Source organism: Streptomyces sp. P5F9 (assembly GCF_057961495.1).
In genome coordinates this window covers 1-14938 of the sequence record NZ_JBXVPZ010000003.1, presented here as the reverse complement: position 1 = coordinate 14938, position 14938 = coordinate 1, and the positions used below count along the sequence as shown (strand labels likewise).

Genomic DNA, 14938 nt, shown 5'->3' with positions numbered 1-14938 from the left:
AGCACCGATGAAGATCATTGTTGACCGCACCAAGTGCACGGGCCTGGGAATCTGCGAGTCCCTGGCACCCGACGTGTTCGAAGTGAACGACGACGGTGAGCTCGTACTCAAGACCGAGACCGTGCCGACGGGAACCCTCGCCGATGTCGAGGAGGCCATCGCCGGCTGCCCGACCGAGGCGCTCCGGCTGGAGCCCTGATGGGCACCCGCCGACTGGTCGTCGTCGGCGCCTCCCTGGCCGGGCTGCGCGCCGTCGAGGCCGCCCGCAAGGACGGCTTCGACGGGCGGATCACCCTCGTCGGCGCCGAGCGGCATCTCCCGTACGACCGGCCGCCGCTGTCCAAGGAGTTCCTCGACGCGACCGGTGAACAGGGGACCACGCCGGCCTTCCGCACCGAAGCGGTGCTGCGCGCCGATCTCGGTGTGGAACTCCTGCTCGGCACCCCCGCCACCTTCCTCGACACCCGCACCCGGGCGGTCGGCGTCGGCGGACGGACCATCGGATACGACGCCCTGGTCATCGCCACCGGCGCGACCGCCCGTCAACTGCCCGGCATGCAGGGCTTGGACGGTGTCCACACGCTGCGTACCGTGGACGACGCGGCGGCCATCCGGCGGGCACTCGACACGGGCGCCCGGACCGTGGTGATCGGCGCCGGCTTCATCGGAGCCGAGGCTGCGGCCGCCGCCAGGAAGCGCGGGCTGGACGTCGTCGTGGTCGAGGCACAGCCGACCCCGCTCGTGCGCGCCGTCGGCGAGACCATGGGCGCTGCCCTCGCCTCACTGCACCTGCGCCACGGCACCGATCTGCGGTGCGGGGTGAGCGTCACCGCGCTGGAGGGTGAGGGACGCATCGAACGGGTCCGGCTCTCTGACGGCACCGCACTCGACGCCGACCTGGTGGTGGTCGGTGCCGGAGTCGTGCCCGCCACCGACTGGCTGGAGGGTTCCGGCCTGCCCCTGGACAACGGCGTGGTCTGCGATGAGACGCTCTTCACCGGCGCCGAAGGCGTGTACGCGGCGGGCGACGTCGCCCGGTGGCACAACACGCTCTTCGACCGGCCCATGCGCCTGGAGCACTGGACCAGCGCGGCCGAACAGGGCGCTCTGGCCGCCCGCAACGCGCTGAACCCGGCAGCGGCCGGACGGTACTCGACGGTGCCGTACTTCTGGTCGGACCAGTACGACACCCGCATCCAGTTCGTCGGCATCCCCGAGGCGGACGAGATCGACGTGGTCGACGGCGACATCGAGCGGGAACACCGCGGTGTCGCGCTCTACCGCGCCGATGACCGGCTGGTGGGCGCCCTGGCCGTCAACAGGCCCACCGAGATCATGAAGTACCGGGGACTGATCACCCGGGGTGCCTCGTGGGCGGACGGCCTCGCGTTCGCGCAGACGCGGCGCAAGGCCCGTGAGACCGCTGACGCATGAGGGAGGAAACAATGACAGGCGGCCCGCTGTCCGGATGCAGGGTACTGGAACTCGCCGGGCTCGGCCCCGGCCCGTTCGCCGCGATGACACTCGCGGATCTGGGCGCCGAGGTGGTCCGCGTCGACCGCCCGGGGGGTAGCGGGCTGTTCCCCGGCTTCGAACACCTCGACATCCTGAACCGTGGAAAGAAGTCCGTCCTGCTCGACCTCAAGCAGGACGACGCCGTACGGGCCGTGCTCGACATGGTGGCCCAGGCCGACGTACTGATCGAGGGCTACCGCCCGGGCGTCGCCGAACGGCTCGGTCTGGGCCCCGAGGACTGCCTCGCCCGTAACCCCCGCCTGGTCTACGGCCGGATGACCGGCTGGGGTCAGGACGGGCCGATGGCCCAACTGGCCGGGCACGACATCGGATACGTCGCGCTCACGGGTGCCCTGCACGCCATCGGCAGCGCCGACGGACCGCCGCAGATCCCGCTCAATCTCGTCGGCGACTTCGGCGGCGGAGCAACGTATCTGGTCATCGGTGTCCTGGCGGCGTTGCGCGAGGCCGACCGCGCGGGCCGGGGGCAGGTCGTCGACGCCGCCATCGTGGACGGCACAGCTCACCTGCTGGCCGGAACGCACATGTTGCTGGCGACGGGGATGTGGCAGGACGAACGGGGCGTCAACCTCCTGGACGGCGGGGCACCGTTCTACGCGGTCTACGAAACCTCCGACGGCCGCCACATGGCCGTCGGCGCGCTGGAGCCGAAGTTCTACGCCGAGCTGCTCGCCGTCCTCGGCCTCGACGAGGACCCGGCCGCCCAGCACGACCGCACCCGGTGGCCGCGGCTGCGCGAGCGCATCGCCGGGGCGTTCGCCGGCCGCACCCGGAGCGAGTGGGCGCAGGCGTTCTCGGCGTCGGACGCGTGCGTGGCACCGGTGATGAGCCTGCGCGAGGCCGCGGACCACCCGCACCTCAAGGCCCGCGGCACGCTGGTGGAACAGGACGGCGTCCTCCAGCCGGCGCCCGCACCGCGCTTCTCGACCACGCCCACCGCCCTCGGATCGCCCCCGCCCGTGCCGGGCCGGCACACCGCCGAAGTCCTGAAGGCGTGGGAGGTCGAGGGCGCCGAAGACCTGCTGGGGTCGGGGGCCGCCGTGCAGGCGTAAGAGACCCGGAAGCGTGCGGCACCCATGGGCGAACGCCCATGGGTGCCGCACGGTGATGCGTGGGGGACCGTTCCTCAGCCGGCCGCGGCCACCTGGTCGAGTACGGTCGCCAGATCCCAGAAGTCATGATGGCTGATCAGTTTGCCGTCCGCGCCGTAGGTGCATGCGGCGATGCCTGCGACACTGAACCTCACGCCGGTCGGCTCGATCACCCTCCCCGAGCGCAGCCGGAGTGGTCCGCCGAAGGATCCGCTCCACACCCACTCGGCGTACAGGTGGCCGTCGGCCGCGTGGGCCTCGCTGAAATCGATCACCGAATCCGCGGCGAACCTGAGCATGAAGCGGTGGAAGCGCGAGATGTCCTCATGCCCCTTGTACGTCGCGCCCATGGCGACGTCGGTGTACGTGCCCTCGTCGGCGAAGAACTCGCGGAGACTCTCGGTATCGGACGTCCAGGCACGCGAATAGGCGTCCGCGAAGGTCGGATCGGACGGGTGAGGCGAGGCCATGATGACTCCTTGGAGAAGTATTATAATCTAGGTTAGATTATAAACAGCCATGCGGGAAGCCCTGTATCGCGGCGCGATCCCGGACGAGAGCACCTGGCCGCCGTAACCGCGGGGTCCTCGGATTCGAGCCCGCCAGCCCGACGATCATTAAGTGCGCCATCGTCCACCGAGTACCGCCATGGCGCCACAGGATGAACTGGCTGATCCCGCGGTCTTCGACAACCTCTGCGGCCGTGGAACGGCCCCCCCTCAGCCTGGAGTGGGGACTGCGGGACCGGTGTCCGACAGTCAGGTGCTCGCCGCGACCGAGTTGCTGCCGAACGCGACAGCGACCGCGCTCGGCCGGGCTGGTCACTTCCCCCAGGTCAAGACTCCGGCGCCGGTCGCGATCACGATCCGGGCCGCTGTGCGGCCACGGATGACTATGAGCACTGATGTCCAGGAGACGCGTCGCGTCGAACTCGCCAAGTGGGGCGTGGAGACCTCGCCGTCACAAGTGTCGAGACGCCCGGGTCAGGGCGGGGCGAAGCCCTCGTGAGGACCCAGGCGGTGTCCTTGGACGGAAGGAATCTTCTGGCCGTTTCGGCGGGAGCCCTGCCCGCAAGCGCCTCTCAGGCCGTTCGGCCTGTCGTGGCGGCCGTGCGCCGGGTCCGGGGTGTCCCTGAGGGCGGGGTGGGACCCTGTTCCTGCACGGCCGGCGCCCCGAGGCCGTGACGCACCAGGGACCTCGCGGTGCGTACGACGACGTCGAGCGACCCCTGGCGGGGATTCCACCATTCGGTCGTCCAGTTCAGGGCGCCCAGGACCAGCATGCGGGCAACCCGCGGTTCGAGGTCGGCACGGAGCTCGCCCGCCTTCTGGGCGTCCTGGATGAGCGCGCGCCAGATGTCCCCGTACTTGGCCTCCTCGGCGAGCTGCCGGGTGCGGATGTCCTCGGGGACCTGGCCCGCGTTGCGGATCGCGGCGGTGGCGAAGTCCGAGATCGCCAACTGATAGCGCAGGTGTTCCTCGACGGCCGCGTCGACGCGGTCCATGGGGGTGGTGTCCGCCGGAAGCGCGTCGAGCGCTTCCGCGACATGTTCCCGCAAGCGGGCCACGCCCACCCACATGACCTCTTCGATCAGCACTTCCCTGGACGAGAAGTAGTAGTAGATGGCGGGAGCCTGGATCTGTGCCTGTTCGGCCACATCGCTCAGCCGTGTTCCGGCGTACCCCTTGCGGCTGAGGACATGGGCCGCCGCGTCCAGGATGCGTTCGCGGGTGCGTGCCGACTTGGAGTCGGAGGTCTCGGTCGGCGGCTTGCCCGCGGATTTTCTAGACACGGGTCAATTATAGGTGGTCCACCAGGCGACGTACCGCCTCGACCGTGCCGGCCGGGTCCGGCCCGACCGGGTCCAGGCTGAGGGTGGTCACGCCGGCCTCCCGGTAGGCGTGGATCCGTTCCGCGACATGACCGGGCGGTCCGATCAGCGTGGTACGGACCAGCCACTCGCGGGGGACCGCGGCCTCGGCCTCCCGCTGCTTGCCGTCCAGGTAGAGGTCCTGGATGACCTTGGCCTCGGCCTCGAAGCCGTACCGGCAGGCCAGGTCGTTGTAGAAGTTCTTGCCACGGGCGCCCATACCGCCGATGTACCGGGCGGCTGTCGGCCGTTCCCGGTCGAGCAGATCGTCGACCGGGAGATTCTCGCCGACGGCGACCGGGCCGCCGGCGACGACATCCAGCGGTGCCAGGTCGGGTGAGCGGCGCGCGGTCCCCGCGGCGAGTGCGGGTCCGAAGACCTCCTTCGCCTTGTCCGGCATGAAGAACAAGGGCAGCCAGCCGTCCGCCAGTTCGGCCGTCGCGCGCAGCGAGCGCTCCATCAGGGACGCCCAGTAGACGGGGATGCTGTTGCGATACGGGTGGTTGATCAGCCGTAGTGGCCTGCCGAGCCCCGTTCCCCGGTCGACGGGCAGGGGGAGTTGGTAGACCCTTCCATCGTGGGTCAGGGGTGCCTCCCGGCGCCACACCTTGCGGCAGATCTCGATGGTCTCGGTGATCCGCCGCATCGGTTGCTCGAACGGCACTCCGTGGAAGCCCTCGACGACCTGCGGTCCGGAAGCACCGAGGCCGAGGACGAAGCGGCCGCGGGAGAGACTGTCCGCGGCGGCGGCGCTCATGGCCAGCAGGGTGGGGGTGCGGGTGAAGACGTTGACGATGCCGGTCCCGATCTGAATCCGCTCGGTCGTCGCGGCGAGGTAGCCGACGAGCGTCATGGCGTCGAAGCCGTAGGCCTCCGGGACCCACACCATGTCCAGGCCGGCCGACTCCAGGTCCCGGACCAGCCGGGCCGTCTCCACCGGATCACCGGTGTACCTGGACAGCAGCATCGACAGTTTCACTCGGTCCTCCGGTCGGTTGTGCAACGTGGGGTCGTCGCCGATGTACGGCGGTGGGGGGGGCCGCGGTGTGTGGCGCTACCCCAGGCCACCCCGGCTGATCAGCTGCGCGGCGATGACGTTGCGCTGGATCTCGTTGGTGCCCTCGCCGACGATCATCAGGGGCGCGTCCCGGAAGTAGCGCTCGACCTCGTACTCCGTGGAGTAGCCGTAACCGCCGTGGATCCGTACGGCGTTGAGCGCGATCTCCATCGCCGTCTCGGAGGCGAACAGCTTGGCCATGCCGGCCTCCATGTCGCAGCGGCCTCCGGAGTCGTACTTCTCCGCGGCGTGCAGCACCAGTTGGCGGGCCGCGGTGAGCTTGGTGGCCATGTCTGCGAGGTAGTTGCCGATCGACTGGTGCTTCCAGATCGGCTTGCCGAAACTCTCGCGCTCCTGGGCGTAGCGCAGCGCGTCGTCGAAGGCCGCCTGCCCGACGCCGAGCGCCCGGGCGGCCACCTGAATCCGGCCGACCTCCAGGCCCTTCATCATCTGGGCGAAGCCGTGTCCCTCGACGCCGCCCAGGAGCGCCTCGGCGGGCGCCTGATAGTCGTCGAAGGAGAGTTCGCAGCTCTCGACACCCTTGTAGCCGAGCTTGGGCAGGTCCCGCGAGACGGTGAGACCCGGGCCGTGCTCGACGAGCAGGATGCTGATGCCCTTGTGGCGGGGTGACGCGCCGGGGTCGGTCTTGCACAGCAGCGCGATGAGCTGCGAGCGGCGGGCGTTGCTGATCCAGGTCTTGGTGCCGTTGACGACATACCCGCCGTCCGGTCGGCGGCGGGCACCGGTACCGATTGCCTGCAGGTCGGAGCCGCCGCCCGGCTCGGTCAGCGCCATCGTGGCCCGTACCTCGCCGGTCGCCATCCTCGGCAGGTAGCGGTTCTTCTGCTCCTCGGTACCGAAGGCGAGCAGCAGTTTGGCGACCACCGTGTGGCCGCCCATGGCTCCGGCCAGGCTCATCCAGCCCCGGGCCAGCTGTTCGGTCACGCCGACGTAGCAGGACGTGGAGACCGGCGCCTCGCCGTACGGCTCGGGGATGGCCAGGCCGTAGACGCCGAGTGCCTTCATCTGCTCGATCAGCTTCTCGGGATACGCGTTGGCGTGCTCCAGCTCCCGCACCACGGGCCGTACGTCCCGGTCGACGAACTCCCGGACGATGTCGACGACGGCCTGTTCCTCGTCGGACAGGATGGGCATACGGGTCTCCTCGCTCGGCTTCCGCTGCTTGGCCTCCGATTATAGTCTAAATTAAATTAAGTGACGAGAGGGGTTCGGATGGCTGAGGACAACCCGGTTGGTGCGGTCAGGTCGTGTCTGTCGGTGCCGGGATCGGACGATCGCAAGATCGCGAAGGCGGCCGCATCCGCAGTGGACGAGATCGTGCTCGACATCGAGGACTCGGTGCCCCCGGCCGGCAAGGCCGGAGCGCGAGACCTGGTCGCCTCCTGGCTGAACAGGTCCGCGGAGATCGGCCCGCGGATCGCCGTACGGGTCAACGCGCCACGGACGCCGTGGTGCCATGAGGATGTCATCGTCTGCGCGGGCCGGGCGGGCGCGGCGTCGATCGTGCTGCCCAAGGTGGAGTCCGCCGGCGACCTGGCATTCGTGGAGCGGCTGCTGGACGGCGTTGAGGCCGCCGCCGGGCGCGTCGAGCCCGTCACCGTGCAGGCGCTGATCGAGACGGCGGCCGGCCTGGCCAACCTGCGGGAGATCGTAACGGCCACTCCTCGGCTGACCACCCTGATCATCGGCTACGCCGACCTGGCGGCCTCACTGGGCCGCGCGGCGGACGTCCCGGCCGAGACCTGGCTGCGCGCCCAGGACGGCGTCCTGACGGCAGCCCGCAGCGCGGGTCTGGCCGCCCTGGACGGGCCGTATCTCGGGGTGGCGGCCGACGAGCGGTTCGCCGAGCACGTGCAGCGCGCCGCGCAGCTCGGCTTCGACGGCAAGTGGGTCATCCATCCCGGCCAGATCCAGCCGGTGAACGAGGCGTTCACGCCGACGGCGGACGAGGTGGAGCGGGCACGGGCGGTGCTGGCCGCGCTGGAGCGGGGCAGGGTGCAAGCCAAGGGTGCCGTCGCTCTGGACGGCCGGATGCTCGACGAGGCCGTCGCGCTGTCGGCGCGACGCGTACTGGCGAAGGCGGGAGGCTCGCGGGCATGAGCGAGGAACGTACGGTGGAAACGGTGCACACGGCATCCACGGCTCGTACGGAGCGTACGGCCGAGGGGCCGTACTTCGACGAACTGGCGGTGGGTCAGGTCTTCGGCGGGGCACCCGCGATGACGCTCACCGCCGGGCACGCCGCCACCCACCAGGCGATCGTGGGGGACCGGCTCGCGCTCCCGCTGGACGAGGAGCTGAGCCGCGCGGTGACCGGCCGGGCCCCACTTGCGCACCCGGCCCTGGTCTGGGACGTGGCCATCGGCCAGTCCACGCTGGCCACCCATCATGTGAAGGCCAATCTCTTCTACCGCGGGCTGGTCCTGCGCCGTGCCCCCCTCATCGGCGACACCCTGCGCACCACCACGGAAGTCGTCGCGCTGCGCCAGAACAGGGCGCGCGAGGGGCGTCGCCCCACCGGACTGGCCGCCCTGAGGATCACCACCACCGATCAGCACGACCGCCCGGTGCTGGACTTCTGGCGCTGCGCCATGCTGCCGCTGCGCAACCCGGACGCGGACACCGGCCACGCCGCCGACCTCGACGTGGTGGGTGTCGCGCCCGGCGGTGCCGCGCTCGCCGCCGTCGCTGAGGGATGGCGACTCGACCGGTTCGCGCAACGGGTGGCCGGACCCCGGCCGACCGACCTCGCCGAGGGGACCCTCTGGGAGGTCGGCGGCGGGGACGTCGTGTCGAGCGCGCCCGAGCTGGCGCGGCTGACGCTCAACGTGGCCATGGCGCATCACGATCAGAGCGCGGCGGGCGGCCGGCGGCTGGTCTACGGCGGCCACACGATCGGCGTGGCCCTCGCCCAGGCGGCCCGGGCTCTCCCGTCCATTGTCACCGTGGCCGGGTGGCACGGCTGCGACCACCTCGGCCCCGTCCACGAGGGCGACACCCTGCACAGCACCGTCGCCGTGGAGCGCGTACACCCGCTGGACGGTCACGGCGGGCTGGTGCACCTGCGGTCGAAGGTCCGTGCCACCCACGGCGACGGACCGCCGCGCGACGTCCTGGACTGGAGGTACGCCGTCGTGCTCGCCTGACGCGGGACGGCGGGTCAACGGACCGGAGCGAACCGCCGGACTCCGTCGGCACGCTGCCAGACGACCGCGCCCTGCTGGTCCAGGACGTCCAAGTGTGCGTCGATCTCCAGCACCGCGGTCATCTGGTGGACGGGCGGAAGATCGTCCAGCCGGTGCTGCCGCCGGGTCCACGGCAGGGCGCGCGCCACCGCGTAGGCCGTCTCCGCGCCGGAAACCACCTGGCGCAGCACCTCGTCCAGACGCTCCTCGTGGTGCGCGATCAGCTCGTCCACTCGCGTGTGGACGCTCCGGGTCACGGGTCCGTGCGCGGGCAGCAGCAGCGCGTCCGGCAGATCCCGGACCAGGCGCAGGGAGGCGAGATACGACCGCAGCGGGAACTTCTCCGGCGACCGTTCGAACCCCAGGGACGGCGTGATGTGCGGCAGGACATGGTCACCGGAGAACAGCAGGCCTGCGCAGGGATCCCCGACCACCACATGACCGCGGGTGTGGCCGGGCGTGGCCCGCACGTCCAGACGGCGGTCCGCGAGGATGATCCGTTCACCGTCCGACAGCCACGCGTCCGGCGGGCCGAACGGCATGTTCCGGTCCTGCGGTTCGACCGGCAAGGCATCCACCCGGGCCGCCAGCTCGGGGGCGCCGCACTCGCGCAGCAGGTCGACCTGGCGGGGCCACACTCCGCCGTCCAGGTCGAAGTCCTCGATCGTGTGACGCTCCTCCCGGCCGACCCGCACCCGGGTGCCCAGCGAATCGCGCAGTGCCAGTGCCTGGGTGTAGTGGTCCCAGTGGGCGTGGGTCACGATGACCTGGTCGATGTCCCCGAGTCCGTGTCCCAGGCTCTGCAGTGCCTCGACGAGCGTCTTCTCGGTCTCCGGCCTGGCCCAGCCCGCGTCGATCAGTATCAGTCCGCCGGGATCCTCGATCACATAGACGTTGACCGCAGCCAGTCCGTCCACGGGCAGCGTCAGAGGGACACGGTAGACATGCTCCACGACGGGGTGGGCGCCGGGCTCGGTCCAGTCGTCGGGCTGATCCAACAGTGGTGTCGCCAAGGCCTGCTCCCGTATAGCGCTCGACAGAAGAAATCTATCTTATCTTAGATTAAATGAACGAGCGTCAGGCTGTTACTGCCTGAGGTCAGGCGTGACGGCATTCACGGCGCGGGGTCCGGGGTCAGTCTTCCGCCGGCCGGTCAGCGGATGTACACGCTCCTGGGCGCGCGTGACACGGCGAAACCCGACGTGGTGCCCAGCGGGTCATCCCTGACCCGCGGCCGGGCTCCTTGGGCGGTCACCTCCCAGCGGATACCTGGAGCGGAGGGCAAGGTCGCCGGCAGTGCCCTTCCGGTCATCGAGTGCCTTCCGCCCGGGGTACCGGGCCCGCGCTGCCCGGCCGGAGACGGCCCGCGGCAGGACGGCACCGTCGGCCGGGACTCCCAGGGGTGTGGGCCCTCAGGATGGGGTGTCGAGCAGGCGCTTGGGGTGCATGCCGTCGACCATGCCGATGAAGGGCGAGTGGATGCTGTAACCGAGCATCCGGCGGATGTCCTCGGACACCGTACGGACGGTGTCACGTGTGGTGGACAGGGTGAACGCCTCTTGCGGCCGGAGCCATGGCTCGCAGTACTGGGTGGTGATCGCCAGGCGGGCGCGGTCGGATTCGTTGGCGCCGCCGCCGTGCCACAGGGTGCCGACGAAGAAGACGCACGAGCCGGGCGGCATGACGGCCTTTACGCGGGTGTCACCGTCGCCGGGCTTGCGCTCCTCGCCCCAGCGGTGGCTGCCCGGCAGGACCACGGTGGCGCCGTTGTCCTGAGTGAAGGCGTCGATGGCCCATACCGTGGCCGCGCCCATCGGTGGCCGGGGGCGAGGGATGGGGTACATCTTGTCGTCGGGGTGCAGGAGCTGGGCCGTCTCGCCGGGATGGATGTTGATGACCTGGAGCTGGGAGAGCAGGTAGTTGGGGAGGAACAATCGGTCCAGCAGGGCCAGCACCCTCGGATGGTCGACCAGGCGATCGCAGACCCGAGTCTTGTTCAGGACGCTGTAGACACGCTGGGTCCGCTGTCCTTCGAAGGTGTTGCGGCCGGGCTTGTCCAGCAGTGGCGTCACGGCTGTCCGGACGTCCTCACACTCCGATGCGGTGAGCAGGCCTTCGAGGATGACGTACCCGTCGCGTTCCACCGCGGCCAGGTCGGCGTCGACGACCGCGGCCGGCACGGTGGCTCCGCTGCTTTGCGTAGCCCTGTGCCGCCGGGCGAGGTCGGCATGGAGGCCATCGAGCGAACCAATGGCGCCCGCGCCGCTGCGACCGGGATCCAGAGGGTCAGAAAGGTGAGACATGGTCGGTTTCTCCCATCATGCGGCTGGGGGTGAAGTCAGTCCCACAGCGCCGGAGACGAAGGCCCACAGCTGGGTGACGAGGTCTTCGGCCGAAGGGTGCGGGGTGCGGGTCAGGGCGGTGGAGATCAGGGCGTGGGTGCCGCCGAGCGTGGCCGCGGCGAGGAACTCCGGGTCCCGGTCGGCGGGTAGTTCGCCGGCGCGCTGAGCGTGGGCCATGTTGCGGACGCCCACCTCGATGAGCATGTGCAGCTGCCGTGCGTTGGCGGCTGCCACCTCCGCGTCGCCCACCAGCCCTCCCAGGACGAGCGGAGCCAGGGGCTCGGCGTACAGGAAGGCCACCCAGTCGCGAATGCGCTGCTGCTCGCGCTCAGCCCAGGTACCGGGTGGGTATTCGCGCAGCGCCGCGGCCTCCCCGAGCCGTTCATAGAAATCTTCCAGCACGGCGATCAAGAGGCCGCTGCGGGTGCCGAAGTGCCGGTAGGGCAGACCTGTGCTTGCCCCTGCCCGACGGGCGACCGCCGCCACTTCCAGCTCACCCGTCTCGGCGAGTTCCTCTACGGCGGCGCGCAACAGCCTCTCCCGCGAGTCTGCGGAGCGCGGTCTCCTTGGTGCGGTCACTCCCCGAGTATGATTTGAGCTCAACTCATTTTGCAACCCTCAGAGCTCACGTGCCGCACGTCGGGCTCAGGCGTTGCTGTTCGCATCGACCTCGCAGTGCGTCTGTTGCGTCTGCTCTCCGGGCTCCACGGGGTGGCCACCAGCGCCGAGTCCTTGACGCATTCGAGGGGGACATCTATCCGCCCCCGTCACGGCCGCCTCCGCCTGGCCTGCGAGCAGGGCACCTGCGCAAGGGTCGCACCGGGGTCACCGTCCCGCCGTCTCCGAGGTCGACAGCCCCTACCGCGGACGGCTGGCCACTGGCATCCTCACCGCCGCAGACTTGAGCCAGGCCGACGTCCCTGGCGCGAGCGGTAGCGGCAGATGCGATCGATGACCTGATCTGTCTCCGTCACCCCAGGGGTGTAGTTGGCGTTTTCACAGGTCACAAAGGTGCTGGCACAGGGCGCCGACCTGCGCCGAACCCTGGATCATCAGCAGTGCTGTGCGGAGGAACTCACTGTTTTCCAGATCACCAGCCGCACAGCTCGTCTCGTCGAAGCGCGAGGTCAGTGCGACAGCTTCAGGTCGGCCCACTGCAGATTCATGGCCTGCCATGTCGATGCGTTCGCGGGTTTGATCACCGCCGTTCGGCGGCCTGCGGCAGACACCGTGGTCGTGCCCTCGACCGTGACGTAGTCGTCCCAGCCGGAGGTTCGTGCCACCGGCAGCGTGGTGCTGCCCGCCCCGGTGTCGAGTGTGAAGGCGGTGGCGCCGTAACCGGCCGAGACCCGCGCCCGTACGGCATAGGTTCCTGCGGCCGGGAACGTCACGGTCCAGGAGGCCGTGGAGCTCGCGCTGGTCCAGTAGCCGATGTCGGGCGGATCGTTCTCCAGCTTGATCGCGCTGCCGGAGAGAGTGGCGGTGGCGGCGGTGAGGGAGAGCGATCCGTCGGCACCCGGGGTGAGAGTGATGCCGCGGACGTTGACCGACTGCCAGGTGATGGACTTGTCCGGGCGCAGGCTGACAGTGCGGTAGCCGGATTCGGGGACGGTCATCGTGGTGGTGACCGTCGTGTAGGTCGACCAGGAACCGGTGCTGGGCACCACGATCGCGGCGGAGCCGATCCCCGCGTCCAGGACGAGCCGCGAGGCGGCGGTCGCGGCCACGGTGGCGGTCACCGTGTAGGTGCCGGGGGCGTCGAAGCGGACGCGCCAGGTGGCGTTGTCACTGGAGCTGGACCAGTAGCCGATGTTCGCCGGGCTGTTCTCCAGCTTCATACCGCCGTTGTCGAGGGCGGCCAGGGCCGGGGGCAGGGAGAGGGAGTTGTCACTGCCCGGCAGGACCGGCGTCTGGACAGGTGAGGTGAGAGAGGAGGCCGGCTTCGCCGCGATGCCGCCGCAGTTGACCTCGCTGGCCACGGCGATGCTCCCGCCGACCGTGTTCACAGCCACCAGCCGCACATAACGGGCGCTTACCGCGCCGAACCGGGCCTGCTTGACGGTCTTGTCGCCCGCCCAGGTGCCGGATGTGGCCCGGGTGAAGGAGCTGCCGTCGGTGCTGGTGTGGATCTCGTACGAGGTGATGTTGCCGGTGGTGACGTACGCGCCGGAGCTGTCCTTGTCCTCCCGGGGCAGGTATTCGAGGGTGTCGAGGTGGGTGAAGGTGGCGCCCAGGTCGAGAGTGACGGACTGGGGCAGCGAGCCCGTGGTCTCCCACAGGGACTGGGACTTGGAACTCTTGGGATAGTCGATCAGACCGTCCACGGCGTTGGTGGCGGTGCCGCTGGTGGCGGTGACGGCCGTCGGGGTGACCGCGTGCAGGAGGACGTCCTTCTGCACGGGCAGCGCCGGCCGGGAGGTGTCCGGGGTCCACGCCGCACCCACCTCGGCGAGGCGGTTCACGATGTTGGTGTCCAGTAATCCGTCGGGATTCGGCGGGCAGTTGAGGATGAAGGTGCAGTGGACGGGCTCCAGCACCTTCAGATGTCTGTCGACGATGCTGGCCAGGGACAGCGGTGTCGCGGTCGGCGTCGAAGGGTGCCAGAACCAGCCGCCGGTGATGGTCTGTCCCTGGCAGCTGGCGTAGGTGCTGTCGGACGGCGCCGTGACGCTGAGCGGCTCCTCGTAGAAGAGGATGTCCTGCTCCCAGGGCTCGCTGTGGCCGTTGATGTCGACGATGAGGATGTTTGGTTGCATCGCCTTGATGTGCTCACGGATCTCCCCGTACGGGATCTGCCGGTGCCCCGCCTGCCAGGCCCAGCCGTCGAAGACCAGGACCGGGATGGTGCCGTAGGTGCCGCCGAGCAGTTCGGTGAGCTGGGCCTTGACGAAGTCGATGTCGGCCCGGGAGACGGAGCCGGAGGCGATGCCCTGATTGCGGTCCCAGACGGAGAAGTACATCCACGGCTCCAGACCCGCGGCCCGGAACGCGTCGACGCACTTCCGCACCACGTCTTGCTGGTACGAGCTGTTCATGACGTTGTAGCTCGTCTGCTTCGTGGGCCACAGACAGAAGCCGTCATGGTGCTTGGTGGTGAGGATCCCGAAGGTCATCTTCGCCGACTTCGCCGCCGCGGCCCACTGCCCGCAGTCGAGCTTGGTCGGATTGAAGGACGACGGGTCCTGGCCGGGGGAGACCCACTCGGCATCGTGGTATGTCCCCATGTTGTAGTGGATGAACATGCCGAACCGCATGTCAACGAACTTCTGCTGGAGCGCCTGAAGGTTCCCCGCCGTCGCGGCCGAGGCGGTCCCGGCGGCCAGGAGCGAGCCCCCGAGACCGCCGGCCGCGGCCATCCCGCCGACCGCCGCCATGCCCCTCAGCACGTCCCTGCGCCGAAGGTCCCTCGCGCTGTGCTCGTTCACGGTTCCTGCCCTTCTGGGGTGCCGGAGCTGACTCGCAGAGCAAAGGGAACAGGTCGATGCATTCCCCAGTGATCGGAGGACTATGTGACCCCAAGCGGCTCATGCGGCTCAATTGCCCTGCTTTGGAAGTGCACTGCTCGACTGATCTGAGGTAGCACGACGAAAGGTAGGATGTTAATCCTGACGCGTCAACAGGTCAGGACGTAACAATCATCGAGCGCTCACGGGAGAGCCGGACGGCAGGGAAACGGTCATGTCCCCTCACGTATCCCCTGGGTGTTCGTTACTGCGTCGTGGGGACCGCGAACGGGATCGAGGCGTGCTTGAAGAGGTCGGCCGGGACGGCGTCGGCGAGAGTCTGGTAGCCGGTGGGGTTGAGGTGGAGGTGGTCACCGACGTCGTAGGCGGGGG

Annotated in this window: 14 protein-coding genes; 6 read left to right on the top strand and 8 right to left on the bottom strand. The window is 69.6% G+C overall.

All coding sequences use genetic code 11. The features are described from left to right. The first annotated feature begins 7 nt into the window (after positions 1 to 7). From AC31A1_RS01010 to AC31A1_RS01000, 3 genes are read left to right on the top strand one after another with little or no spacing between them, the layout of a single operon-like run. Positions 8 to 199, top strand: coding sequence for a ferredoxin (locus AC31A1_RS01010; RefSeq protein WP_489651330.1), 192 nt, complete (start codon positions 8 to 10; stop codon positions 197 to 199). Further along, complete coding sequence (locus AC31A1_RS01005) at positions 199 to 1434, top strand: NAD(P)/FAD-dependent oxidoreductase (RefSeq protein WP_489651329.1); 1236 nt, start codon at positions 199 to 201, stop codon at positions 1432 to 1434. Before AC31A1_RS01010 ends, AC31A1_RS01005 begins: the two co-directional genes overlap by 1 nt. An 11-nt stretch (positions 1435 to 1445) precedes the next feature. After that, on the top strand, positions 1446 to 2588 hold the full coding sequence (locus AC31A1_RS01000) for a CaiB/BaiF CoA transferase family protein (RefSeq protein WP_489651328.1): 1143 nt from the start codon (positions 1446 to 1448) through the stop codon (positions 2586 to 2588). Between the two features lie 74 nt (positions 2589 to 2662). Here the strand turns inward: AC31A1_RS01000 and AC31A1_RS00995 are convergent, their stop codons facing one another. Next, positions 2663 to 3097, bottom strand: a complete 435-nt coding sequence (locus tag AC31A1_RS00995) for a nuclear transport factor 2 family protein (RefSeq protein ID WP_489651327.1) — start codon at positions 3095 to 3097, stop codon at positions 2663 to 2665. A 277-nt stretch (positions 3098 to 3374) separates the two neighbouring features. Between AC31A1_RS00995 and AC31A1_RS00990 the strand changes: the two genes are divergently transcribed. Beyond that, positions 3375 to 3635 carry a hypothetical protein gene (locus AC31A1_RS00990; RefSeq protein ID WP_489651326.1) on the top strand — a complete coding sequence of 87 codons (261 nt, stop codon included), beginning with the start codon at positions 3375 to 3377 and terminating at the stop codon, positions 3633 to 3635. A 73-nt stretch (positions 3636 to 3708) separates the two neighbouring features. Here AC31A1_RS00990 and AC31A1_RS00985 read toward each other — a convergent pair whose 3' ends face one another. From AC31A1_RS00985 to AC31A1_RS00975, 3 genes are all read right to left on the bottom strand, one after another. After that, positions 3709 to 4419 (bottom strand): TetR/AcrR family transcriptional regulator, encoded by a 711-nt coding sequence (locus tag AC31A1_RS00985; protein WP_405846700.1) that lies wholly within the window; start codon positions 4417 to 4419, stop codon positions 3709 to 3711. A gap of 7 nt (positions 4420 to 4426) precedes the next feature. Next, the gene (locus AC31A1_RS00980; RefSeq protein WP_489651325.1) at positions 4427 to 5476 is read right to left on the bottom strand and encodes an LLM class F420-dependent oxidoreductase; all 1050 of its coding nucleotides are present in this window, start codon (positions 5474 to 5476) and stop codon (positions 4427 to 4429) included. Between the two features lie 75 nt (positions 5477 to 5551). Further along, complete coding sequence (locus AC31A1_RS00975; RefSeq protein ID WP_489651324.1) at positions 5552 to 6709, bottom strand: acyl-CoA dehydrogenase family protein; 1158 nt, start codon at positions 6707 to 6709, stop codon at positions 5552 to 5554. A 78-nt stretch (positions 6710 to 6787) separates the two neighbouring features. Here AC31A1_RS00975 and AC31A1_RS00970 point away from each other — a divergent pair, with 78 nt between their 5' ends. Beyond that, complete coding sequence (locus AC31A1_RS00970; RefSeq protein ID WP_059211590.1) at positions 6788 to 7675, top strand: HpcH/HpaI aldolase/citrate lyase family protein; 888 nt, start codon at positions 6788 to 6790, stop codon at positions 7673 to 7675. Further along, positions 7672 to 8721, top strand: a complete 1050-nt coding sequence (locus AC31A1_RS00965) for a MaoC family dehydratase (protein WP_489651323.1) — start codon at positions 7672 to 7674, stop codon at positions 8719 to 8721. Before AC31A1_RS00970 ends, AC31A1_RS00965 begins: the two co-directional genes overlap by 4 nt. 14 nt (positions 8722 to 8735) lie before the next feature. On the opposite strand, the gene AC31A1_RS00960 is transcribed toward AC31A1_RS00965, so the two are convergent. The 4 genes from AC31A1_RS00960 to AC31A1_RS00945 form a co-directional block, all read right to left on the bottom strand. Next, entirely contained in the window at positions 8736 to 9773 is a 1038-nt protein-coding gene (locus AC31A1_RS00960; protein WP_489651322.1) for an MBL fold metallo-hydrolase, read from the bottom strand. A gap of 399 nt (positions 9774 to 10172) precedes the next feature. Continuing rightward, entirely contained in the window at positions 10173 to 10940 is a 768-nt protein-coding gene (locus tag AC31A1_RS00955; RefSeq protein ID WP_489651321.1) for a phytanoyl-CoA dioxygenase family protein, read from the bottom strand. A gap of 138 nt (positions 10941 to 11078) precedes the next feature. Beyond that, the gene (locus tag AC31A1_RS00950; protein WP_489651320.1) at positions 11079 to 11633 is read right to left on the bottom strand and encodes a TetR/AcrR family transcriptional regulator; all 555 of its coding nucleotides are present in this window, start codon (positions 11631 to 11633) and stop codon (positions 11079 to 11081) included. A 596-nt stretch (positions 11634 to 12229) separates the two neighbouring features. Further along, a complete protein-coding gene (locus AC31A1_RS00945; protein ID WP_489651319.1) occupies positions 12230 to 14527 on the bottom strand; it encodes an alpha-L-fucosidase in 2298 nt (765 codons plus the stop codon). Between the last annotated feature and the right edge of the window lie 411 nt (positions 14528 to 14938).